The organism is Leptolyngbya sp. FACHB-541, from assembly GCF_014695875.1.
Lineage (GTDB): Bacteria > Cyanobacteriota > Cyanobacteriia > Elainellales > Elainellaceae > JAAUTN01.
The window spans coordinates 117910-141958 of the sequence record NZ_JACJPC010000042.1; the positions used below are offsets into that span (position 1 = coordinate 117910).

Consider the following 24049-nt stretch of genomic DNA (forward strand, 5'->3'; position numbering starts at 1 on the left):
GTAAGACATGCATGAGCATTATGCAAAAACTTCATCTTAGAAAATATTTTGTAACTAAAGATACGAAAACTCTGCTTGAATCCGAATAAATTATTGAGAAATCGGGCATAGACGGGCGCAATAAAGTTTGAGTTTAGGAGCTTAAAGTGTTAGCTAAGCTGCATTTGAATTGTACATTCTTTAATAAAGTTGAATGAGCTTGGCGATCGCTACTTTTACCTTCTGTGTGCTGTTAAAAATTTTCTTTTTCAAATCTAGTCGTCAACTTGACTTTTCAGATTCTCCTGAAGGCTTATTGAGAATTCTCACGGTGAATTCATTTTAGGTTTGTTCTTATACAGGTCATTTCAAAGTACTCAACTTCTCACAACTAGGTTTCTTCAGATTTAACTAGAACCATTTGATAGTTCCTCATTACTCATGCAGGACTACATTTCAGGCACAAGCATCAAGAGGACAGTTCCGTGACTCAAGCAGCAACAAACCCTACTGCAACACTGAATAAATTTGAAAAATTTAAAGCTGAGAAAGATGGCTTGGCGGTTAAGCAGGAAATTGATCGCTTTGCCCAAATTGGTTGGGAGGCAATGGATGAAACGGACCGGGATCATCGGCTGAAATGGCTGGGAGTTTTCTTTCGCCCGGTCACTCCAGGTAAGTTTATGCTGCGGATGCGAATTCCTAGTGGAATTCTCACCAGTGGGCAAATGCGAACGCTAGCGGAAGTCGTGCAGCGCTATGGCGAGGACGGCAACGCCGACATCACGACTCGCCAAAACCTTCAGCTTCGTGGCATTCGGCTTGAGGACATTCCCGATATTTTTCAACGATTTGAGCAGGTAGGCTTAACCAGTGTTCAGTCGGGCATGGACAACGTTCGCAATATCACGGGTTCCCCCGTTGCCGGAATTGATGCCGACGAACTGATTGACACCCGCGACCTGGTGCAGCAGGTGCAGGACATGATCACGAACAGTGGCGAGGGAAATCCAGCATTTACCAACTTGCCGCGCAAGTTTAACATTGCGATCGCCGGATGCCGCGACAACTCCGTCCACGCTGAAATTAATGACATTGCCTTTGTTCCAGCCTTTAAGGACGGCGCGTTAGGTTTCAACGTTTTGGTCGGTGGCTTCTTTTCTGCGAAGCGTTGCGAAGCGGCGATCCCGATGGATGTTTGGGTTGATCCCAGCCAAGTGGTGGCGCTGTGCGAGGCGATTTTGATCGTCTACCGCGATCACGGGCTGCGGGCAAATCGGCAAAAAGCACGACTAATGTGGCTGATTGACGAGTGGGGTGTTGAAAAATTCCGCACGGCAGTCGAGCAGCAATTAGGTACCTCCCTACAAACGGCGGCAGAAAAAGACGAGATTGCTTGGGACAAGCGGGATCACATCGGGGTTTATGCTCAAAAGCAATCTGGCTTGAACTATATCGGTCTACACGTGCCCGTCGGTCGGCTATTTGCCCAGGACATGGTTGAACTGGCACGAATCGCTGAGGTCTACGGCAGCGGCGAATTGCGGCTGACCGTTGAGCAAAACGTGATCATTCCTAACGTGTCGGACTCACGGTTGGAATTGCTGCTGAAGGAGCCACTGCTGGAACGGTTTTCGGTCAGTCCGGCAATGTTGGAGCGATCGCTCGTTTCCTGCACAGGCAGCCAGTTCTGCAACTTTGCCCTGATTGAAACCAAAAATCGTGCTCTGGGGCTAATTCGGGAACTGGAAGCAGAGGTCTCTTGCTCACAGCCCGTGCGAGTTCACTGGACGGGTTGCCCCAATTCCTGCGGACAGCCGCAGGTTGCCGATATCGGTCTGATGGGCACTAAAGCTCGCAAGGATGGCAAAACGGTGGAAGCCGTTGACATCTACATGGGCGGCAAGGTGGGCAAAGATGCTCACTTGGGCACCTGTGTGATGAAATCTGTGCCCTGTGATGACCTCAAACCCGTGCTGCGGAATTTACTGGTTGAACACTTCGGCGCACAACTGAAGGAGGAAGCCGTGACTTCAACTTAGATTTGGTTGCGTGATTTTTCCTGGCACGGGCACCTTCCCATCGCGAGCCTCCTCAAAGCTGCACTCCTCTTGGAATAGAGGACTGTCTGTGCAGCCCAATTGCTCCACAAACCCTAAATCTTTTAACCCTCAACGACTACTTACCGAAAGGACTTGGTGAACGTAAATGGCAAGATTTTCTAGACGGCAATTCATCATCACTGCAGGCGCAACCGCAGCAGGTAGTCTCTGGCTGCATGGCTGTAGCAGCAACAGCGAAACAGCCAGTTCCGATCCCGTTCCTGCTGCTGAAATTGCCCCAGAAGATGCTCCAGAGGTTACAGCCGCAAGGCTAGGCTTCATTGCCTTGACCGACTCCGCGCCGCTAATCATTGCTCAGGAAAAAGGTTTCTTTGCCAAGTACGGCATGACCGAGGTAGAGGTCATCAAGCAAGCCTCCTGGGGAACCACCCGCGACAACCTGGTTCTGGGTTCTGGAGGAGACGGCATTGATGGCGCTCACATTCTCACCCCCATGCCTTACCTGATCTCTGAAGGCACGGTTACGGATGGTAGAAAGGTTCCCATGTACATCCTGGCGCGGCTGAATGTGGATGGTCAGGCTATTTCGGTTGCGAATAAGTACAAAGAGCTAAATGTTCAGCTAGACAGTTCTTTACTCAGACCCAGCATCGATGAGGCAAAGGCGGCTGGCAATCCACTGAAATTTGCCGTTACTTTCCCTGGTGGTACCCATGACCTGTGGATGCGTTACTGGTTAGCCGCAGGCGGAATCGACCCAGACAATGACGCTTCAACGATTGTGGTTCCCCCGCCGCAGATGGTCGCCAACATGAAAACTGGAACGATGGATGCTTTCTGCGTGGGTGAACCCTGGAACGCGCAGTTGATCAACCAAAACATTGGTTACTCCGCTCTCACAACAGGACAGCTTTGGAATAATCACCCTGAAAAAGCATTCGCAATGCGGGCAGATTGGGTAGACCAAAACCCGAAAGCAACGCAGGCACTGCTGAAAGGAGTGCTGGAGGCGCAGATCTGGTGTGATCAGGCAGAAAACAAAGAGGAAATGGTAGACATTATTTCCAAGCGAGCCTGGTTTAATGTCCCTGCCAAGGACATCATAGAGCGGACTAAGGGCAACTACGACTTCGGCGATGGTCGCGTTGAAAGTGAGAGCGATCACATGATGAAGTACTGGAATGAGGATGCGTCCTATCCCTTTAAGAGTCATGATCTCTGGTTCTTGACCGAAGATGTGCGCTGGGGCTATTTGCCATCTGACACCGACCTTCAGGCACTCGTCGATGCCGTCAACCGGGAAGACTTATGGCGGGAAGCGGCAAAGGCGATTGGTCAGGAGGCAGCAATTCCAGCTAGCACCTCTCGCGGCGTTGAAACCTTCTTTGACGGCAAGCAGTTTGACCCCGAAAATCCAACGGCTTACCTGGACAGCCTGGAAATCAAGAAAATTTAATTCCTCACTTGGTAGAGACGCGATTAGCAGAGACGCAATGAATCACGTCTCTACAAGCCAGGAAGGTTAAGGAATGGAAATTCAATAAACTGCACTGCTTCGAGGATGAGCATTTTGCTTATCCAGATAGGGGAGAAACCTACCCCATAGATAATTGAGTTCATAATCCCAAGTTATTACCCCGCCACCAGGAGATCATTGAGATGACCGCAAGACTGGACGCAAGACCGAAACGTTTTAGCAGCGAAAACTTAGTTTCGATGCTGGGGAAACAGGCTAAAGTGCTGTATCCACCGGTGATCGCCCTGCTCATTTTCCTGGTCATCTGGCAAGCTCTCACCTCCCTGCCATCAGCAACCTTGCCTAGTCCAATCCAGACCGTTGAGGAAACCTGGGAACTAATCATCAATCCCTTCTTTGATAACGGTGGCAATGACAAAGGACTGTTTTGGCAAGTCTTAACCAGTTTGCAACGAGTCGCCCTGGGTTACACTCTAGCTGCCATCGCTGGAATTGGGTTGGGCATTTTGATTGGCACCAGCACCTTCATGTTTCGGGCTCTCGACCCTATCTTTCAGGTTCTGCGAACCGTGCCGCCGCTAGCCTGGTTGCCGATTTCCCTGGCTGCTTTTCAACAAGCAAATCCGTCTGCCATCTTCGTGATTTTCATTACGGCAATTTGGCCAATCATCATCAACACGGCTGAAGGGGTGCGCCAAATTCCCCAAGACTACAACAACGTGGCTAAAGTGCTGCGCCTGTCTCGCACCGAGTACTTCTTCAAAATTCTCATGCCTGCTACTGTGCCCTACATCTTCACAGGACTGAAGATCGGCATTGGGCTCTCCTGGTTGGCGATCGTTGCAGCCGAGATGCTGATTGGTGGCGTTGGCATTGGCTTTTTCATCTGGGATGCCTGGAATAGCTCTCGCATCAGCGACATTATCATTGCCATCATCTATGTCGGCTTAGTCGGCTTACTGCTCGACTGGCTGGTCAGCCAGATCGCTAAGTTTGTCGTTCCCGAAGAACAAAAGCAAGGCTAACTCCAATTTCCAATTCCCCATCCCTAATCCCCAACCCCCTCCACAACCATGTCAGTCTTCGTCGAAGTTGATCACGTCGATCGCATTTTCTCAATGCCCAACGGCAACAGCTATGTTGCGCTCAGAAACATTGAACTTAAGATTCGCAAGGGTGAATTCGTTACTCTGATTGGGCACTCTGGCTGCGGCAAATCTACGCTGCTCAACATTGTGGCAGGGCTAGATCAGCCGACTCACGGCGGCGTAATTTTGGAAGGGCGGCAGGTTAAGGAACCTGGACCTGATCGCATGGTGGTCTTCCAAAACTATTCGCTGCTGCCCTGGCTGTCGGTGCGGGAGAATATCTCTCTAGCAGTCAACCGAGTGATGAACAAATTGCCTCAAGGTGAGCGGCGCAGCATTGTTGAACATCACATCGATATGGTGGGGTTGCGCCATGCTGCTGATAAGCGACCAGGGCAACTGTCTGGTGGCATGAAACAGAGGGTGGCGATCGCCCGTGCCCTGGCTATTCGTCCGAAACTGCTGCTGTTAGATGAACCTTTTGGCGCACTTGATGCGTTAACTAGAGGTGGCTTACAGGAACAGCTGATGAAAATCTGCGAAGAAAGCCACGTCACCTGCATCATGGTGACGCACGATGTAGACGAAGCGTTGCTGCTATCTGACCGCATCGTGATGCTGACCAATGGCCCTGAAGCTCACATCGGACAAATTGTTGACGTGCCATTCCCGCGTCCCCGTAGCCGTATGGATGTGGTCAACCATCCCAACTATTACAGTCTGCGGAGTGAGATTGTTTACTTCCTCAACCAGCAGAAACGGGCAAAGAAACTGAAGGTGCAACATGCCACGGCGATCGCTCGCAACGGTTTAGAGAAAGTCAACCTGGAGCTTGGCTTCATTCCACTGACCGACTGCGCGCCCATGATTGTTGCCAAAGAGAAAGGCTTCTTTCAAAAGCATGGCTTAGAGGAAGTCACCCTCAGCCGTGAGCCAAGCTGGAAGGCGATCGCAGAAGGCGTAGCGACAAAGCGGCTTGATGCAGCGGCAATGGTTGCTGGAATGCCCCTGGGTATGACTCTCGGCATGAACGGCAAACCCCCTACCCCGGTGATCACAGCCCTGACCCTATCGCGCAACGGCAACGCAATTACGTTGAGCAAAAGATTATTCGAACAGGGCGTGCGAACGCTGGCAGATTTTAAGGCGGCGATCGCCCGAACGCCTGACAAAGTTCCTACCCTTGGCGTTGTGCATCCCTCTTCCATGCACAACCTGATGTTGCGCTACTGGTTGGCGGCAGGCGGCATTGACCCCGACCGTGATGTCAGTCTGACCGTAATTCCGCCAGCCCAAATGGTGTCTAACCTGAAGGCAGGCAACATCGACGGCTACTGCGCTGGAGAACCTTGGAATTCTCGTGCGGTCCATGAAGGGTTAGGCTTTGTCATTGCTACCGATCTGGATATCTGGCAAGGTCACTGCGAAAAAGTTTTGGGTGTACGTGAAGACTGGGCAAACCAGTACCCACAAACCCACCTGGCACTGGTCAAAGCATTATTAGAAGCTTGCGAATATTGCGACGATCGCCGCAATCGCCAGGAAATTTTAGATCTACTTTGCCAGCCCGAATACGTTGGTTCAGAAGCCGTCTACACCCGTCCTGGCTTCATCGATTCCTATAATCGCGGCGATGGCACTGCTCCCCAGATGGACTTGCACTATAACCAGTTTTACGTCAACAAAACCAACTGCCCCGACCACGTTGAAGGGCTGTGGATCCTGACTCAAATGGCACGTTGGGGCATTACCTCCTTCCCCCGCAACTGGATTGAAATTCTGGAGCGAGTTCGCCGAATTGACGTATTTGGTCAAGCTGCTAGAGAACTGGGACTGCAAGATATGGGGCGCGATCGCCATCCCATTTACCTATTCGACGGCACTGTCTTCAACCCCGATGATCCCATTCAATACCTCAAAGACCTGCCAATCAAACGTGAGACTCGCATTGAGGAAATTAGCCTGGATGAACTGGTGGGGGCTAGGAGCTAAAGGCTGGGTTAGAGCCGTAGATTGAGTTAAGCCCGCGAAACCAACAACCACAAAGGTTTGCGTTTGTTAGGTTCCATACTTCAACCCAGTCTGCGACTTGATAAATTCATATTTCGACCTCGGAACCTAATGCTTTAATCTTCAGACCCCAAATTTCAAGCTCAGAACTCAAAGCTCCGACCTCAGAATCCAAAACTCCGACCTTACAGCTCAAAAGTTTGACTCCCAGACTTCAAGCTTCAAGCTCAAAACTCAAAGCTCCGACGTTAGAACTCGAAGCTTCAAGCTGAGAACCTGAAGTCCCAAGCTCAGAACTCGAAACTTCGACCTCAGAACTCGAAACTCCACCCTCAAACTCCAAAACTTCAAATCTTCAATTTCGTCTTTCGTCCTCTATTCTTCGTCCTCCATCCCCCAACCCCATGCAAACCCTTAAACCTACCGACTTCAACGTCAACCCGCCTTTGAACCGCGATCCCTACCTGGTGATCGACAACGTTTCTAAAGCCTATCCCTCACCGGATGGAGCATACGTAGTGCTGGATGGCATTAACCTGACCGTCTATGAGGGTGAATTTATTTGCCTGATTGGACATTCCGGCTGCGGCAAATCCACTTTGTTGGATATGGTATCTGGTTTCCGCAAACCCACCGAAGGCGAAGTCCGCCTCCAGACCAAGCGCATCACCGAACCCGGACCCGATCGCATGGTGGTGTTTCAAAATTACTCACTGCTGCCCTGGATGACTGCCTTCGAGAACATTTACTTAGGCGTGAAATCTGTCTTTCCAGATAAACCAGAGGCAGAAAAGCGGGCGATCGTGCGCGATCATCTGGCACTGGTCGGACTCTCCGACGCAGCCGACAAAAAGCCAAAAGAACTCTCTGGCGGCATGAAGCAGCGCGTTTGTATTGCTCGTGCCCTTGCGTTGCGTCCACAAGTGCTAATTCTAGATGAACCCTTTGGGGCGCTCGACCCCATCACCCGCGAAGAGTTACAGGAAGAGTTGCTGAAGATTTGGACAGATCATCGTGTCACCGTGCTGATGATTACCCACGACATTGACGAAGCGCTGTTTTTGGGCGACCGCCTGGTGATGATGACCAATGGCCCCGCTGCCCAAATTGGTGAAATTCTCGACATTCCCTTCCCCCGCCCTCGCAACCGTACCCGCTTGATGGAAGACCCCCACTACTACGACCTGCGAAACCACGCACTCGACTTCCTCTACCGTCGATTTGCTCATGATGACGCTTAGGAAAGAATGAGGGATGAGGGATAAAGCAAGGCTTCTGGCTTTTTGGTTCTTACACCCTAGCCCCCAGCCCCTAGCTCCTAGCCTCTCTTGCAAAAGCTACCTTTTAACACCGTGACAGACAGCATCAAAACACTGTGTCCTTACTGTGGCGTAGGGTGTGGGCTCGAAGTCTCACCCCCAGCTCAGCCAGGAAAGCCAGTTAATCGAGATAGTCAGGGAACTCCCATCTGGAAAGTGAAGGGCGATCGCACTCATCCTTCCAGTCAGGGAATGGTCTGTGTGAAAGGCGCAACGATTGCTGAGTCCATCCACAAAGATCGTTTGCTCTACCCGATGCTGCGCGACTCGCTAGACGAACCCTTTCGGCGAGTCAGTTGGGATGAGGCACTCAACACCTTAGTCGAACGCATCCAGACAGTACGCCACACGCATGGAGCAGATGCGCTGTGCATGTATGGCTCTGGTCAATTTGTCACAGAGGATTACTACACCGCTCAAAAGTTATTTAAGGGTTGCTTAGGTACCAACAACTTTGATGCCAACTCACGGCTGTGCATGTCTTCCGCTGTGAGTGGCTACATTCAAAGTCTCGGCTCTGACGGGCCGCCCTGTTGCTATGAAGATTTAGAACTCACCGACTGTGCCTTTCTGATTGGCACCAATGCCGCCGAGTGCCACCCGATCGCCTTTAACCGCCTGCGCAAACATCACAAGCAAAACAACCACGTCAAAATGATTGTGGTTGATCCGCGCTGCACCCCAACGGCGGAAGCGGCCGATTTACATCTGGCAATTCGACCTGGCACTGACATTGACCTGCTGAACGGCATTGCCCATTTACTGCTGCGATGGGGTGATTACGATTCTCTGTTTATTGAGGACTGCACCAAAGATTTCTCAGCTTTTGCTCAAGTGATCCAGCACTACCCACCAGAGGTCGTCGCTCAGCGCTGCGGCATTGAGGTGAAAGCATTGGAAACAGCCGCCCGCTATTGGGGAGATGCTAAGCGGGTTTTGTCGATGTGGTCAATGGGCATGAATCAGTCTAGCGAAGGCACTGCCAAAGTGCGCACACTGATCAACCTGCACCTGATGACCGGACAAATTGGCACGCCTGGTGCGGGGCCGTTCTCCTTAACCGGACAACCCAACGCGATGGGTGGACGCGAAGTGGGTGGACTTTCGCATCTGTTACCGGGTTATCGTTCCGTCAAAAATCCGCAGCATCGAGCCGAGGTTGAGCAGTTCTGGGGATTGTCCCCCGGACAAATTGCTGACCAACCCGGACGCACCGTCTGGGATATGATCACGGGCTTGGAAAGCGGTGAGGTTCATTTCCTGTGGATTGCTGCAACTAACCCGGTGGTCAGTTTGCCCGATTTAGAGCGGGTAAAAGCAGCTTTGCGGCGATCGCCCTTCACCGTCTACCAGGAGGCTTACTCCCCGACTGAGACAACTGCCTACGCCCACTTGCTGCTGCCTGCCACTCAGTGGAGCGAAAAATCGGGCACCATGACCAACTCTGAACGTCGGGTCACTCTCTGCCCTGCTTTTCAACGCCCTCGGGGTGAAGCCAGAGAAGACTGGGCTGTTTTTGCCGAAGTGGGTCGCCGTCTCGGATTCACGGCTCAATTCCCTTTCACCAGTTCTGCCGAAGTTCATGCAGAATTTGTCCAACTGACGCGCGATCGCCCCTGCGACATGACTGGCATTAGCCACGAACGATTGAGACAAGAAGGACCGCTCCAGTGGCCCTGCCCAGACGTAGAGCGGAATACTGCCAACTCCCCAACCCCTAGCTCCCAGCCCTCAGCCTCTAGCCCCTCCAAACGCCTTTACACCGACCTGCGCTTTCCAACTGCCGACGGTCGCGCTCGGTTTGGGGCATACCACTCTAAAGGATTGGCAGAGCCGCCGGATGCTCAATATCCTTATGTGCTAACAACGGGCCGACTCTATGGGCACTGGCATACGCTGACCCGCACCGGACGCACTGACAAAACTCAGCAAATGCATCCCAACCCGTTTTTAGAAATTCATCCGCGTGATGCCAAAGCGTTGGGCGTGAAAGAAGGGGATTGGTTAGAGGTGCGATCGCGCCGAGGTACAGCTCGCTTTCCTGCCAAAGTCACGCAAGCGATCGCCCCTAATACCGTCTTCGTGCCCATGCACTGGGGTGAACTGTGGGCAGAGCAGGCTGAAGCAAATGCCTTGACTCATCCTGAGTCGTGTCCTGACTCCTTGCAGCCCGAACTGAAAGCCTGTGCTGTTCAACTGGTACCGATAACCGCAGATTTTGGAGCGCTACGAGCGGTTCCAACGGCGATCGCTCAATAGTCTGCGTTAAGTCACTCCTGCGGCAGTGACTACTCTTTTTCGCCAAATGCCGCCCAAAGGCTTGTTTCACCTGCGATTGCTGAAGTTTGCGCTGCTGTATCAGCCGATAAGGAGCTATAAACAATCGGCATAACCCCAACCACAAAAGATCCTAAAGCAATTAACAGCACTAAGAGAATGGAATTATGGTGCTGCTCAGGTTTACTCCAGTGAATTCGATCCTGTGTATTCATTTGAAACTCTCCAGATGACTGAAGTGGCTAAATACTTCCATCTACTAGATTACCTAAGATTCTGTAGCTTTAGATACAGAAATATCTTGATTTCTGGACATTCCACCTTTCTGTTCTAGAGTTTTAGCCGTTAACTTTCGCTTTTATTTAAGGAGGGGAAATCTACTGTGGCTGGATTATGGTCTTTTAGCGGACGACACCGCATCTTACACTTAACCTGGTTTGCCTTTTTTCTAACGTTTGTAGTTTGGTTTAACTTTGCTCCTTTGGCTACTGCAGTGCAGGCGGATTTAGGGCTAACTGAAGCACAGCTTAGAACACTGGCTATTTGTAACGTGGCGCTCACCGTTCCAGCCCGAATCATCATTGGAATGCTGTTAGACCGCTATGGTCCACGGCTAACTTATTCCTGTTTGCTAATCTATACAGCGATTCCCTGCTTTGCCTTTGCGCTAGCTCAAGACTTTGGGCAATTGGTGATCAGTCGTTTAGCTCTAAGCATTGTTGGCTGCGGATTTGTGATTGGCATTCGCATGGTCGCCGAGTGGTTTTCAGCTAAAGAGATTGGTTTAGCAGAAGGCATCTACGGCGGCTGGGGAAATTTTGGTTCGGCTGGAGCTGCCTTCACCGTTCCGACGATCGCGATGGCTGGGTCTTTTTTGGCTGCGGGGCAAGCCAACTGGCGATTGGCAATTGCCCTCACAGGCATTGTTTCTGCTATCTATGGCGTGATTTACTACCTCAACGTTTCCGACACGCCACCCGGCAAAGTATATGAACGTCCAGCCAGCAGTGCCGGGATGGAAGTCACTTCCCAAAAGTCTTTCTGGGCGTTGCTCGCGATGAACATTCCCTTGGTTGGAATCCTGGGAGTAATTGCCTGGCGTTTAACCAAAGTTGGTTTTCTCAGCCAAACTGGACTTTACGTCACTTGGCTGCTTTTGATGGCGCTGTATTTGTTTCAGGCTTACAACATCTGGCGGGCAAATAAGCCGCTGATGACTGGGCAAAAGCGTTACCCAGCCGAAGAACGCTACAAGTTTTCTCAGGTGTCTGTGTTGGAGATTGGCTATCTTGCCTGTTTTGGCTCAGAGCTAGCAATTGTATCAATGCTGCCTGCATTCTTTGAGCGGACGTTTAGCCTGAGTGCGGCTTTAGCGGGTGGAATCGCGGCTAGCTACTCCTTTATGAATCTGATTGCTCGTCCGGGTGGCGGTTTGATTTCTGACAAGATTGGCAGTCGCAAATGGACAATGACCGTTGTGACGGCACTTATGGGTTTAGGTTACTTGCTCATGAGTGGCGCAAACGGAGATTGGAGTTTGATGTTTGCGATCGGGGTAGCAATGGCGGCCGGATTCTTTGTCATGGCTTCTGAGGGGGCAACGTTTGCGATTGTTCCGCTGATCAAGCGTCGAGTAACGGGGCAAGTCGCGGGTAATGTAGGCGCTTACGGCAATGTAGGGGCGGTTGCTTTTCTGACAGTCTACAGCTTGCTACCAGCAGGGGAAGTAGGCGATCGCATCTTCTTTCAAATGTTAGGAGTTGTAGCTTTGATTTCAGCTAGCCTCTGTGCCTTTTGCCTCCGAGAACCTGTCGGTTCCCATGAGGATGAGCCGGAGGGGCTTGCACACAGCGGGGTAGCGGCACAAGTTTACGGTCAGGGGCAAATTGATCCTTAACCCCTTCCCGTTCACCGAAATTTCTAAAGTTGTCTGGATAGTTTACGTCTGCAGCTACCATCCGCTATGCTTGGGCGTGGATTGCCGAGCCATTGGGGAGCAGACGAGATGAGGCGGTTGCGAAGGCTGTTCAAGCAGGCTAAGGACGCAGGCAGTAATGAAAACTTCTTAACTTCTTTGCATCGACTAGAGGGGCTTGTTGCCAAAGTTTTATCTGTGGCAATGGTCGTTGTAATTTTAGTTTCGCTCTTTGATCTAGCTCTATTTCTATCCCAGGAGCTATTTTCTGAACCTTACGGATTTTTTACAACCTCTCTCATTGAAATCTTTGGGCTGTTCCTCAATATTCTGATCGCTCTAGAAATCCTAGAGAATATCACTGCCTATTTAAGAAAGCACGTCGTCCAAGTAGAGCTTGTAGTTGCTACATCGCTGGTCGCCGTCGCCCGCAAAATTATCATTCTTGACCTGGATAAAACCACAGGGCTGCAATTGATTGGTTTGGCAGTCTCCGTGTTTGCCCTTTCCATCAGCTATTGGATTATCCGCCACACAACCCGTCCGTCAGCTTAGTAAGCCAAAAGCCAACAGGCGCGCGGTTGCCCACACGCCTGTCCCGAATTAATGTCTAGCAACTGTTAGCTAGCGAGGTATTCACGAATGTCGGCTCTGCGTTTGCGGAGCTTGGTTAGCGCTTCCCGCTCAATTTGGCGTACCCGCTCACGGCTAATATTAAGGCGATCGCCGATCTTAGCCAGAGTCAACGCTTGTCCGTCTTCCAAGCCAAATCGCAGCGATAACACCTCTCGCTGCTGCGGGGTCAAATCAGCCATCAGTTGCTCTAACTCAGTCTTGAGCGAAGACTGCATGGCAAAGTCTTCGGGGGAAGGGCCAGTATCTTCCAGTAGCTCGCCCAGTTCCGTGTCTTGGTTATCGCCAACTCGCAGGTCTAGAGACAAAGGCTGTCTTGCCCGCTCCAGATATTCGCGCACTTGCTTGGAAGTCAGATCTAGCTCTTGGGCAAGTTCTGCCGCAGTTGCAGCCCGTCCCAACTGCTGAGCCAGTTGACGCTGGGCTTTCTTAATCTTGTTTAGCTTTTCAGTGATGTGGATGGGAAGGCGAATTGTGCGACCTTTCTCTGCGATCGCCCGTGTAATTGCCTGACGAATCCACCAATAGGCATAGGTTGAAAAGCGATAGCCTTTCGTCGGGTCAAACTTTTCGACGCCGCGCTGCATGCCAATCGTGCCTTCCTGGATCAAATCCAACAAGTCTACGTTGCGCTTGATGTATTTCTTGGCAACCGAGACAACCAAACGCAGGTTTGCCTCGACCATCTTGCGCTTAGCAATTTCTCCGTCGGCGATTGTTTGCTGCAACTCATCTACCGACACCCCAGCGTGCTCTGCCCACTCCATATCACTGGGTTCACAGCCAAGGCGATCGACAAGTACCTCCCTGGTTTCCTGAAGGGCTGTAGAGCGCTGTACCTGCTTACCATAGAGAATTTCCTGCTCATGGGTCAGGAGAGGTACACGACCAATCTCTCGCAAGTAAGCACGAACTAAATCTGTGGAAGTTTGAGCAGTTTTCATATCACTGAATGTCAGATGGCAGGGATAAAAAGGGAATCTAATTAACGTAGCAAGTACGCAAAATTCGAAAGCGGCTCAAATAAATCGAGTTAAGACCGGATTAAATTTAAACCCGACCTAGAATAGCCGAACTGGAGTACAGCTTACAGCTCGATTCCAAACCTAAAGACTATGTTTAATCAACACTTAGGGTTCTAAGGAAGTTTGAGATACCTCGGGTAGGAAAGATTAGGCTTTCCATACCTGAACATTGTCTGGTAGATCCTTGAGTACTCCCTTTAACTATTCCTAGACCTATTTTGGGGCTAGCAATGTTCCGGTCGCCTCACGTTCCTCTCACTCCTTAAGTGTGTGAATATATTAAAAACTGTAACATTTATGAAAGGATTTCGTATACCTCTCTAGTACTAGAGTTTGTCCCTCGTGCACCGAACTCATAGCTCTAGCGTACCCAGTAAACCCGCTTCTGAATGCATCCTGGGGAACAAATTTCAGCAAATTTTAGGTTTGCGTAACACCTCCCTGACAGCAGGAATTTTTAATTTTCTTAACGTTTAATGAGTAAATACTCTTATGAAAGCCGAATCTCAGCACAGCAGCTTAGTCTGAAGCTAAGGCAGGACAGCAACCCCTAGAAAATAGTGTTAAAAGAAACGACTTTTGAACTAAGTTGAGTACACAATACCCTGCATGAAGATGTAGACACGGAGAGTCTGTCGAGCATGAAGCCAATTCGTACATTCAATGTCTCCCCCTCCCTGCCTAAGCGGCTAGAACCGCTCCGCAAGTTAGCTTACAACCTACATTGGGACTGGAACTTCGACACAACAGATCTATTTCGTCGCCTAGACCGCGACCTGTGGGAGTCGAGTCGCTATAACCCAGTGCTAATGTTAGGCACGATTAGCCAGGAGCGCCTGAGAGAAGTGGCTGAAGACGAGGGCTTTTTGGCTCAGATGGATCGTGCTGCACAACAGCTAGAAGGTTATCTTACAGAGCGCACCTGGTATCGCAAACACCGCGATCGCAAACTTACCAGCGAAAAACCCAAAGAAATCCCTGCTTCCCCCTCCACTCCTCCCTCTAAAGATTGCTATGCGTACTTCTCAGCCGAATTTGGATTAACTTCCTGCTTGCCGATTTACTCTGGTGGTTTGGGGGTGTTGGCGGGAGACCATTTAAAGTCTGCTAGTGATTTAGGACTGCCGCTGGTCGGGGTTGGCTTACTCTACCAGGAGGGCTACTTTGCTCAGTACTTAAACGCTGATGGTTGGCAGCAAGAGCGCTATCCTATCAACGACTTTTACAACATGCCACTGCATCTGGAGCGCAATCCAGATGGCTCAGAACTGAGGATCAGCGTAGATTACCCAGGACGTGAGGTGTTTGCTAGGGTATGGCGCGTCCAGATCGGTACCGTGCCGCTATATTTGCTCGACACCAACATTGAGCCAAACAATCAGTACGACCAGGACATCACCGATCAGCTTTATGGGGGCGACATTGATGTACGAATTCACCAGGAAATCATGCTGGGAATCGGCGGCGTGCGAATGTTGAAGGCGCTGGGGCTACATCCTACGGCTTATCACATGAATGAAGGACATTCTGCGTTTCTAGCATTAGAGCGGATTCGCATGATGATCCAGGAGAGTGGGTTGACCTTTGCAGAGGCAAAACAAGTTGCCCAGTCGAGCCAGGTGTTTACCACTCATACGCCCGTTCCGGCTGGAATTGATTTGTTCCCCCCCGAAAAGATTACCTATTATTTAGGACGCTATGCCAACACATTTGGCTTGTCTAAAGAGGAGTTTTTGTCGCTGGGACGGGAAAACTCCGGAGATTTGGCAGCCCCGTTCAGTATGGCGATTCTGGCGCTTAAGATGGCTTCTTTCGTGAATGGGGTAAGCCGTTTGCACGGAGCCGTTTCTCGTTCTATGTTCCAGAATTTGTGGCCAAATTTGCCCGTGATAGAGGTGCCGATTACGTCCATCACGAATGGAGTTCATGCGCGTAGCTGTGTGGCGAAGCCTACCCAGGAACTCTATGACCGTTATCTTGGTCCAAGCTGGTCACAAGCAACTACGGACAGTCCGCTGTGGGAGCGAGTTAACTCAATTCCTGATGAGGAGTTGTGGCGCAACCATGAACGGCAGCGATCGGAACTGGTGGTGTTTGTGCGGGATCGGCTGCAAAGAAGTTTGCGCGATCGCGGTGCGTCGGTCACTGAAATTGCTGAAGCGCAGGAGGTTTTAGATCCTTCAGTGCTGACGATTGGCTTTGCTCGTCGCTTTGCGACCTATAAACGAGCTACTCTGTTTTTGCGTGACCTGGAGCGAATTAAGCAGATTTTGCATGATTCCTCTCAGGCTGGCGGCAAGCGTCGGGTTCAGTTCGTTATAGCGGGTAAGGCTCATCCAAAGGATATTCCTGGAAAGGAACTGATTCGTCAGATCATTCACTTTACGCGAGATGAAGCGCTGAGCCGATCCGTTGTATTCATTCCAAACTATGACATCCATGTATCTCGGTTGATGGTAGCGGGTTGTGATATCTGGCTGAATACACCGCGCCGTCCCCGTGAAGCGTCTGGAACCAGCGGTATGAAGGCAGCAATGAACGGACTGCCTAACCTGAGCGTGCTGGACGGCTGGTGGGATGAAGCAGACTATGTTCGCACGGGTTGGCCAATTGGTCATGGTGAAGACTACGACGACCTGGAATACCAGGATGAGGTTGAGGCAAATGCACTGTATGACCTGATTGAGCAGGAAGTTGTGCCGCTGTTTTACACCCGCGATGATGAGGATCTGCCGAGAGGGTGGGTGTCTAAGATGAAGGACGCGATTCGGCTGAATTGCCCTTTGTTTAACACAGCTCGCATGGTGGGTGAATACGCGCTACGGGGGTATTTCCCAGCAAGCGATCGCTACTTCAACATGATTCAAGATCAATACAGTCCAGCGAAGTCACTGGCACACTGGCAAACCCACCTATTTGACCACTGGTATGACATCAGAATTGAAGACATCAAAATCTCAGAGCCTGCTGAAATCAGGGTGAATCAGGAGATTGCGGTGAAGACCAAGATCAATCTAGGAGCTTTGACTGATGAGGATGTCCGGGTAGAGCTGTACCAGGGTTCGGTGAGCGCAACAGGAGAAATTACTAATGGTGTCCCGGTGACAATGGTTTACCAGGGTCAGGACAGCCAGGGTAATAGCCTCTATACCGTCAACATCAGCTATACCAACAGTGGCTTACAAGGTTTGTCACTGCGAGTGCTGCCTAGCCATGATTATCTCAGCAGCCCTTATGAACCTGGTTTGGTGTTGTGGGCTGAGCCTGAGAAGGTGTCGATCAATTTGCAGTCTAACGGAAATGGTCATGTGCTGGAGCCAGAAGCCGTTATGACTGAAGCAGTGACCCACTAGACCGAATTTATAACTGCTTACTTAAGGTAGGGGCGAATCGCGATTCGCCCCTACTTTGTTAAATGGGTCGGGTACGGTTAAACGGGTCAGGTACGACGATGTAGCCTGTGGTGCGATCGCCTAGCACCAAATTCCGCTCTATTCCCCAATACCACCAGTGGGCTGCAACGTAGGCGCAGATTAAGCTATCTAATTTATCTTCGAGTTCCTTTAAATCCCTACCAGTTTGAGGAACTTCGGGCAATGAGTTGTTCCCTTGAAGTGTAGATAAATTCAGCGCAGGTTCCAGGGTCGGTAGAATGTCGAAGATATATTGATGCAGCTTGAGTAATTCTACCCGTCGCTCTGCCAGTCTCCCTTTTTTGTATTTTAGAATGCGTTCTAGCTTAAAGAGATGCACCATTGCCGGATGGGGAAATACTTCAATCTGATAGCGTCCAGGCTGTTGAGCGGTTAATGTCGGAGCGTGGGCAAAGCCGCGTGCCTCTAGGCTCAAGCCTAGTTCTAGGGTCCGTGTGGCAAAGGGACTGCCTAGGTTGGCGGGGTAGCAGCCTGCGTGATAGCGACCAAAATATTTGTGGGCAAGGCGATCAGGTAGTCTCATGCCGCTATCGTTGGGAATTAGGGTAGGAGCATCAACGGCAATGAGTGCAGGCTCTTGAGCTGAAACTTGAGCATCAACCCAGGACAACACTGCTTCAACTTCATCTAAACGAGTTAGGTCTAGCAGATGTAGGGTTTTGTTCTGCAAAGCCAGACAGCATAAGCCGCTGGGTTGCGATCGCCAACCAAAGTCAATTCCCAAAAAATTCATCCTGGACGCTACTCTTCAGATAGATACTTCATCGGTCGATAAAGTGGTAGGCTCCTGCAAACATCATCCCATGTAAATGAGGGAGAAACTGTTGTGGCGTTCCCCATCAGACTGATTATCGCACTGTTGTTTGCTCTGTTTGGTTTCATTGGCTATTGCAGTAGCGCTGTAGAAAATCCGATTACAGGAGAGAGTCAGCGAGTCTCACTTTCACCACAGCAAGAGATTACATTGGGACAGCAGGCAATCCAGGAAATTGGGGCTCAGCATGGGGGGCTGTTTCCGGATGAAGCTCTGCAACAATACATTGATCAGGTCGGGGAGCGAGTCGTGCAGCAGTCTGCGGCAGCTCAAGCGCCCTATCCGTTTGAGTTTTATTTGCTGAGCGATCCACAAACTGTAAACGCCTTTGCGCTGCCCGGTGGCCCGGTTTTTATTACAGCGGCGTTGCTCAGTCAGCTTTCCTCAGAAGCTCAATTGGCTGGAGTGTTGGGGCATGAGGTAGGGCATGTGGTAGGGCGACACGCGGCAGAGCAGTTAGCAAAGCAACAGTTAGGACAGTCTTTGGCAACAGCGGTGGGGGTTGCGGCTAGCGATGGTCAGGATGGCGGTCGGCAGGCAGCGGTAATCGCTCAAGCTGTAAATCAGGTAGTCAATTTACAGTATGGGCGGGAAGATGAGTTGGAAAGCGATCGCCTTGGTTTTCGCTTTATGACCGAAGCTGGATATGATCCCAGAGGTATTGTGGAGCTAATGGAAGTGCTGGGTCGAGCAGGCGGTGGCGGTGGATCGCCAGAGTTTTTTAGCACCCACCCGAATCCTAGTAACCGAATTGAACGATTAGAGGCACTGGTTGCAGAAACTTATCCAAATGGCATTCCGGCTGAACTCACGTCTGGACAAGAGGAGTTTTCTAGCAATGTGAGAACTCGCCTGTCTAGCGGTGGATAGGACGACACAAAATAACAACAAATTTAGAATGAACTCCTCTCTTATACCTGAGTAAACGAGTTTCTGTCCCTAGACTCAGGTAATACGGGAAATAACCTTTAACACTGACAGGAAGATGTAAGTAAACATAGGTGAAATATGACAACTTCTAGCGATCGCAGTGACCAGATTCGGAAATTGCGCGACATGGTTAAAGACATTGACTATGGTATGTTAACCACGATTGATACAGATGGCAGTCTGCACAGCCGTCCAATGGCGGTTAATAAGCAGATTGAGTTTGACGGTGATCTGTGGTTTTTTACTTATGCAGATTCTCATAAAGTGCTTGAGGTGCAGCAACACCAGCAGGTGAATGTGAGTTTCTCGGCACCTGATAGACAACAATATGTTTCGATGTCAGGCGTAGCTGAACTAGTGCGCGATCGCAAACGACTAGAGCTAATGTGGCAGCCTGACCTGAAAGCCTGGTTTCCCAAAGGACTAGAGGAACCGGGAATTGCTTTAATAAAGGTAAATGTAAACAAAGCAGAATATTGGGATGCTCCTGCTGGATGGGTTGCAAAAACCATTGGTTTAGCAAAATCGATCGCTACAGGTGAAAGGTCAAATCCGGCTGATAATGTCAAGCTTGATTTGAAGTAAGCAGGTAGTTGTTCTGGCGTAAGAGTAAGAGGGTGAGGGTGAGAGGGTAGAGGAGTAGCTGTTTTGCTTTGGTTGTGACGGCGTGGCGATCGCCTCTCGCTTAAGCAATTCGACTAACCTATCCATTATTTCGTTCAGCCTGAGTCACAATAGGGGAATGCCTCTTACCTGGTGTGACAGACTGTTATGAACTCAGTTACCCCCATCCTTTCATCGGATTCGACTCAACCCCAAACTCTCGATCACTTCGCTATCACCTTTGCACCCCTTTCCCTGGAAGAAGTGTATGTGCGGGCAGACGATTCGGCAAATGGGGCGATCGTTGTGATGAGCGGCATGGTGCGGAATCAGACTGATGGGCAACCTGTCATAGCCCTGGAATATCAAGCTTATGAGCCAATGGCAATTCAGGTATTTAAGCAAATCGCCACAGAGATTCGCCAAACCTGGACAGATGTCACGCGAGTTGTGATTCACCATCGCACGGGTAAGTTGAGCGTTGGTGAAATTAGTGTGTTAGTTGCAGTCGGTTGTCCACACCGTTCAGAAGCGTTTGCTGCATGCAAATATGCGATCGATACCTTAAAACATAATGCTCCCATTTGGAAGAAAGAACATTGGGCGGATGGCTCTACTAGTTGGGTTAGTATTGGAGCTTGTGAACAGTCGCCAGAAAGTTGCTGAGTTTTGCAACACGATCGCGATCGCTATACTCAGAACAAGTTTCTCTACTACCCTCCAGTATGAGTCTGCTAATCTTTGATGAATTAGTTCAAGCTTCTGGGCTTTCCGAAATCGAATTGCTACAAGAGCTAGTGCTGCTGCTATTTCAGCGAGAGAAACTGACCCTTGGCAAGGCGAGTTGTCTTCTCGGCATGACTCAACTCGAATTTCAGACACTCCTTGCTAGCCGAGACCTTTATATCCACTACGATGTCGAAGATCTCCACGAGGATGTCAAAAACCTGCAAGATCTAGGCTTTCTGTGATTGTTGTCAGTGACATGTCCCTAACCCTAACCGTCGCTAAAAATTTGCAACGTTCTGAAGAAGCCGCAGATTTTCAGTACAAAAGGCTACAACAGAAGCGGAGAAAACTGGGTGAGAGAATATGGCGCGAGACGAAGCGTATCGGGAAGCAGAGCAGAGCATTGAAGCTGCACGACAGGAAGGAGCTACAGAACTCGATCTCAGTGGAATGGGATTGACAGAGTTGCCAGAGGCGATCGCATCCCTCACCCTGTTGCGATCGCTTGACCTCTCCAACAACCAATCGATGGAACTGCCAGAGGCGATCGCATCGCTCACCCAGTTACAATCGCTGAACCTCTTCCACAACCAATTGACAGAACTACCAGAGGCGATCGCATCGCTCACCCAGTTGCAATCGCTTGACCTCTCCAACAACCAATTAATGGAACTGCCAGAGGCGATCGCGGCCCTCACCCAATTGCAAGAGCTTAACCTCTCCAGAAACCAACTGACGGAACTGCCAGAGGCGATCAGTTCCCTCACTCAGTTGCAGGAGCTTAACCTCTCCGGGAACCAACTGACGGAACTGCCAGAGGCGATCAGTTCCCTCACTCAGTTACAAAAGCTTTACCTTCAGCGTAATCAATTAGTGCAATTGCCAGAAATTTTAGATAATTTCTCCCAATTGCAAGAGCTTTTAATCTTCGGCAATAAGCTGAGTTGCCTGCCAGATTCAATAGTTAAACTCAACAACTTACAAGTGCTTAGAATGGGTGAAAATCCGTTTGGGAGAAGCCTTGATAATCTGCAATGGAAATTGATGATTAGACTCCAGGAAGTTCAAATTGATGACATCGGATTAGAAATAATGCCAAGTTGGTTAAATGATCTACCTGCACTCAGAATGTTGTTTGTAGATGCTAATCAACTAACTGAACTATTAATTCCACCGGATAAGTTCTCAAATCTTGAAACGTTAAGTTTAGGTGGCTCATTTTTGCAGGGTGGTAATCCATTAGAAGAACTTCCAGAAGAAATTGGTAGCTTGAATAAGCTTAAAAACTTATCTGTTGGATATTGTCAGTTAACCGATTTACCAGCTTCAGTAGCACAGCTTAAGCATTTAGAGGAACTTGATCTCCGGATTAACCCTCTCAACCCTGATATTGCTGCTGCTTATGAACAAGGCATTGAAGCAGTCATGCAATACCTGCGTGCAAGGGTAGAGGGAGAAGTGACGCTGAATGAAGCGAAGCTAATTTTGGTGGGTGAAGGTGAGGTAGGAAAGAGTTGTTTGTTGGGGGCGTTGCGGGGGGATGAATGGGTAGATGGTCGCCCCACGACTCATGGAATTGAGATTAAGCCCATGATTGTTACCTCTCCTGATAATAGAACAGAGATCACGCTGAATGGTTGGGATTTTGGGGGACAGCGGGTTTATCGTCCCACGCATCAACTATTTTTCAGTTCCTCTGCAGTTTATCTGGTGGTGTGGAAGCCACGGGAGGGGCCACAGCAGGGGTTTGTCAAAGAGTGGATTACGCTGATCAAGCATCGGGAGCCAGATGCCAAAGTGCTGGTGGTAGCGACTCATGGCGGTCCCGGACAGCGGCAGCCTGATATCGATCGGCAGGAACTGATTGACCTATTTGGCAACAATACCATTATTGATTTTTTTCACGTTGATAGTCTGCTTGGCACTGGTATTACCGAGTTGAGAGAAGCGATCGCTAAGATTGCCGCCACCCTACCGGGCATGGGTCGCTCTGTTCCTACCAAGTGGCAACGTATTCGGGAATTATTAGAGAACTCTGGCAAAACTCATTTACCCTACAAAGATGCGATCGCCCTTTGTGAAGAACAAGGACTGGAAGGTTTTGCAGCCGAACTGTTTGTTCGTGTATCTCACACCTTGGGATATTTGATTCACTACCATTACGATCCCATCCTGCGAGATATTGTCATCCTCAAGCCCGATTGGTTAGCCAAAGCCATCAGCTTTGTGATGGATGATAAAAATATTCGTCGTCGTAACGGTCTGGTGGAGTTTAATTATCTCAGCCAGATTTGGAGTGATCCTCCGTTTGAAGGTGAAACAGGTTATCCCAAAGCACTCCATCCGGTATTTCTGCGGCTGATGGAACATTTCGATCTGTCTTACAAAGTCGTCCTCGATCCAGCTTCGAGAGAGGAAAGCACTACCAGTTTGATCGCTCAACTAGTTCCTGACAATCGCCCAGAGCAATTGCCCAATTGGGGCGAACAGCCAGAAGAAGGAGACAGACAACAGATGCAAATCTGCCGTATCGCGGACGATCGCGGTCAAGGCGCTAACGCGGAAGGGCTATTTTATCAGCTTATTGTTCGTCTACATAAATACTCGCTAGGTCGCACTAACTATGAAAACAGCGTTCACTGGCAACGAGGATTAATGCTCGACAACGACTACAACGGCCGCGCCCTACTGGAATATATCGGCAACGATATCAAAATCACCGTTCGAGCAGCCTATCCAGAGCGGTTTCTCTCCTATCTCACGGAAGAGATTAGATGGTTAGTTGAAAATCCCAAAAACCCTTTTGGTTGGAAAGGCTTACGCTGCAACGTGATGGTGCCCTGTCTTGAACCCTGCGGGATGAAAGACCCTGGATATGGACTGTTCGAGGTACAAAAACTGATTGAAAGCAAGAAAAAGAACAGACCCGATTACCCCTGTCCCATCTCTGGCTGTGACGAATGGCATAACATTGATTGCCTGCTTAGTAATGCGCCCGCAGCTCAACCTGATGTCCAAGAGATGTTGAGTGAAAAACTAACGGATGTACAGGCAACGTTACAGGTCATTCGCAAGGAGCTACGGTCAAAAGACCGACTGGATCATCGGAGATATCAGGACTTGAGCCAGAAGCAACTTGCTACTTTAAGCAAGGTTGATCAGCAGTTTGCCTACCTGATGAAAATGTTGACTGATGAAGCCAAAGATGGTCCACGGCTATTTAGCTTTAAGCCTGTTGATCCAGGATTTTTTGATCGCCCTAAATGGATCAGCGAAAAGTTTCAACTCACCCTCTGGTGCGAACATTCGCGCAAACCCCTTCCATCTTTGAATCCTGCTGGTAGCAAGCAGGGAGTTTATGAATTAGAACTCAACCGTGAATGGTTTACAAAAGCTGCTCCCTACTTCAAACTGCTGACTGGAACCTTGAGCCTGGTTTTACCTGTTGCTGCTTCAACGACTCAATTCATGCTTGATGATGCCACTTACAAAGGCATTCAAGAGGAATTAGATCTGGGTCAAAAAAGCCTTGAGTTTGGGATCAAAAGCAGTGATATGGCGATCGATTGGCAGTCCAAACGGGATTCTCCTGATCTTGAACGGGGTGAAGCTATTCGTGCACAAGGCTCCATGCTGCGAGAATTGCATACAATGTTGAAGGAAAAAGATCCAGGATTTGGTGGGTTGGTGCGAGTGCAGAACAAGCGGCGTGAGTTCCTCTGGGTTCATTCAAATTTTGTAGACGAGTACTAA

General features: G+C 49.8%; 17 protein-coding genes. 14 read left to right on the forward strand and 3 right to left on the reverse strand.

All coding sequences use genetic code 11. The annotated features are described in order from the left end of the window. The first annotated feature begins 464 nt into the window (after positions 1-464). The 6 genes from H6G00_RS07405 to H6G00_RS07430 all read left to right on the forward strand — a co-directional run bounded on the left by H6G00_RS07405 (position 465) and on the right by H6G00_RS07430 (position 10195). Positions 465-2021 (forward strand): ferredoxin--nitrite reductase, encoded by a 1557-nt coding sequence (locus tag H6G00_RS07405; RefSeq protein WP_190796253.1) that lies wholly within the window; start codon positions 465-467, stop codon positions 2019-2021. Positions 2022-2187: 166 nt separating this feature from the next. After that, positions 2188-3498 (forward strand): CmpA/NrtA family ABC transporter substrate-binding protein, encoded by a 1311-nt coding sequence (locus tag H6G00_RS07410; protein ID WP_190796254.1) that lies wholly within the window; start codon positions 2188-2190, stop codon positions 3496-3498. 260 nt (positions 3499-3758) lie between these two features. Beyond that, complete coding sequence (gene ntrB / locus H6G00_RS07415; RefSeq protein WP_242042174.1) at positions 3759-4544, forward strand: nitrate ABC transporter permease; 786 nt, start codon at positions 3759-3761, stop codon at positions 4542-4544. Positions 4545-4592: 48 nt separating this feature from the next. After that, a complete protein-coding gene (locus tag H6G00_RS07420; RefSeq protein WP_190796256.1) occupies positions 4593-6599 on the forward strand; it encodes a nitrate ABC transporter ATP-binding protein in 2007 nt (668 codons plus the stop codon). 422 nt (positions 6600-7021) lie between these two features. After that, positions 7022-7858: a nitrate ABC transporter ATP-binding protein gene (locus H6G00_RS07425; protein WP_190644834.1), complete on the forward strand. Its 837-nt coding sequence runs from the start codon at positions 7022-7024 to the stop codon at positions 7856-7858. Between the two features lie 111 nt (positions 7859-7969). After that, positions 7970-10195, forward strand: a complete 2226-nt coding sequence (locus H6G00_RS07430; protein WP_190796257.1) for a molybdopterin-dependent oxidoreductase — start codon at positions 7970-7972, stop codon at positions 10193-10195. Between the two features lie 29 nt (positions 10196-10224). On the opposite strand, the gene H6G00_RS07435 is transcribed toward H6G00_RS07430, so the two are convergent. Further along, the gene (locus H6G00_RS07435) at positions 10225-10428 is read right to left on the reverse strand and encodes a hypothetical protein (RefSeq protein ID WP_190796258.1); all 204 of its coding nucleotides are present in this window, start codon (positions 10426-10428) and stop codon (positions 10225-10227) included. 167 nt (positions 10429-10595) lie between these two features. Between H6G00_RS07435 and H6G00_RS07440 the strand changes: the two genes are divergently transcribed. Next, positions 10596-12110, forward strand: coding sequence for a NarK family nitrate/nitrite MFS transporter (locus H6G00_RS07440; RefSeq protein WP_190796259.1), 1515 nt, complete (start codon positions 10596-10598; stop codon positions 12108-12110). Between the two features lie 66 nt (positions 12111-12176). Further along, entirely contained in the window at positions 12177-12683 is a 507-nt protein-coding gene (locus H6G00_RS07445; RefSeq protein WP_347278156.1) for a phosphate-starvation-inducible PsiE family protein, read from the forward strand. A 65-nt stretch (positions 12684-12748) separates the two neighbouring features. On the opposite strand, the gene H6G00_RS07450 is transcribed toward H6G00_RS07445, so the two are convergent. Continuing rightward, a complete protein-coding gene (locus H6G00_RS07450; RefSeq protein WP_190796260.1) occupies positions 12749-13705 on the reverse strand; it encodes an RNA polymerase sigma factor, RpoD/SigA family in 957 nt (318 codons plus the stop codon). Between the two features lie 722 nt (positions 13706-14427). Between H6G00_RS07450 and glgP the strand changes: the two genes are divergently transcribed. Beyond that, the gene (glgP, locus tag H6G00_RS07455) at positions 14428-17139 is read left to right on the forward strand and encodes an alpha-glucan family phosphorylase (protein ID WP_190796261.1); all 2712 of its coding nucleotides are present in this window, start codon (positions 14428-14430) and stop codon (positions 17137-17139) included. Positions 17140-17197: 58 nt separating this feature from the next. Here glgP and H6G00_RS07460 read toward each other — a convergent pair whose 3' ends face one another. Then, positions 17198-17953 carry a DUF429 domain-containing protein gene (locus H6G00_RS07460; protein ID WP_190796262.1) on the reverse strand — a complete coding sequence of 252 codons (756 nt, stop codon included), beginning with the start codon at positions 17951-17953 and terminating at the stop codon, positions 17198-17200. Between the two features lie 93 nt (positions 17954-18046). Between H6G00_RS07460 and H6G00_RS07465 the strand changes: the two genes are divergently transcribed. The 5 genes from H6G00_RS07465 (at position 18047) to H6G00_RS07485 (ending at position 24049) form a co-directional block, all read left to right on the forward strand. Beyond that, positions 18047-18904 carry a M48 family metallopeptidase gene (locus tag H6G00_RS07465; RefSeq protein ID WP_347278157.1) on the forward strand — a complete coding sequence of 286 codons (858 nt, stop codon included), beginning with the start codon at positions 18047-18049 and terminating at the stop codon, positions 18902-18904. A 138-nt stretch (positions 18905-19042) separates the two neighbouring features. Beyond that, positions 19043-19549: a pyridoxamine 5'-phosphate oxidase family protein gene (locus tag H6G00_RS07470; protein WP_190796263.1), complete on the forward strand. Its 507-nt coding sequence runs from the start codon at positions 19043-19045 to the stop codon at positions 19547-19549. Positions 19550-19735: 186 nt separating this feature from the next. Further along, on the forward strand, positions 19736-20233 hold the full coding sequence (locus H6G00_RS07475) for a molybdenum cofactor biosynthesis protein MoaE (protein WP_190796264.1): 498 nt from the start codon (positions 19736-19738) through the stop codon (positions 20231-20233). A gap of 59 nt (positions 20234-20292) precedes the next feature. Then, positions 20293-20538 (forward strand): UPF0175 family protein, encoded by a 246-nt coding sequence (locus H6G00_RS07480; protein ID WP_190796265.1) that lies wholly within the window; start codon positions 20293-20295, stop codon positions 20536-20538. A 121-nt stretch (positions 20539-20659) separates the two neighbouring features. Beyond that, on the forward strand, positions 20660-24049 hold the full coding sequence (locus tag H6G00_RS07485; RefSeq protein WP_190796266.1) for a COR domain-containing protein: 3390 nt from the start codon (positions 20660-20662) through the stop codon (positions 24047-24049).

Bases quoted from the DNA above. Each gene is read 5' to 3' on its own strand.
- H6G00_RS07460 (WP_190796262.1), bottom strand. From the start codon at position 17,953: ATGAATTTTTTGGGAATTGACTTTGGTTGGCGATCGCAACCCAGCGGC.
- glgP (WP_190796261.1), top strand. From the start codon at position 14,428: ATGAAGCCAATTCGTACATTCAATGTCTCCCCCTCCCTGCCTAAGCGG.
- H6G00_RS07450 (WP_190796260.1), bottom strand. From the start codon at position 13,705: ATGAAAACTGCTCAAACTTCCACAGATTTAGTTCGTGCTTACTTGCGA.
- H6G00_RS07420 (WP_190796256.1), top strand. From the start codon at position 4,593: ATGTCAGTCTTCGTCGAAGTTGATCACGTCGATCGCATTTTCTCAATG.
- H6G00_RS07475 (WP_190796264.1), top strand. From the start codon at position 19,736: ATGAACTCAGTTACCCCCATCCTTTCATCGGATTCGACTCAACCCCAA.
- ntrB (WP_242042174.1), top strand. From the start codon at position 3,759: ATGCTGGGGAAACAGGCTAAAGTGCTGTATCCACCGGTGATCGCCCTG.
- H6G00_RS07470 (WP_190796263.1), top strand. From the start codon at position 19,043: ATGACAACTTCTAGCGATCGCAGTGACCAGATTCGGAAATTGCGCGAC.
- H6G00_RS07480 (WP_190796265.1), top strand. From the start codon at position 20,293: ATGAGTCTGCTAATCTTTGATGAATTAGTTCAAGCTTCTGGGCTTTCC.
- H6G00_RS07410 (WP_190796254.1), top strand. From the start codon at position 2,188: ATGGCAAGATTTTCTAGACGGCAATTCATCATCACTGCAGGCGCAACC.
- H6G00_RS07485 (WP_190796266.1), top strand. From the start codon at position 20,660: ATGGCGCGAGACGAAGCGTATCGGGAAGCAGAGCAGAGCATTGAAGCT.
- H6G00_RS07425 (WP_190644834.1), top strand. From the start codon at position 7,022: ATGCAAACCCTTAAACCTACCGACTTCAACGTCAACCCGCCTTTGAAC.
- H6G00_RS07435 (WP_190796258.1), bottom strand. From the start codon at position 10,428: ATGAATACACAGGATCGAATTCACTGGAGTAAACCTGAGCAGCACCAT.
- H6G00_RS07445 (WP_347278156.1), top strand. From the start codon at position 12,177: ATGCTTGGGCGTGGATTGCCGAGCCATTGGGGAGCAGACGAGATGAGG.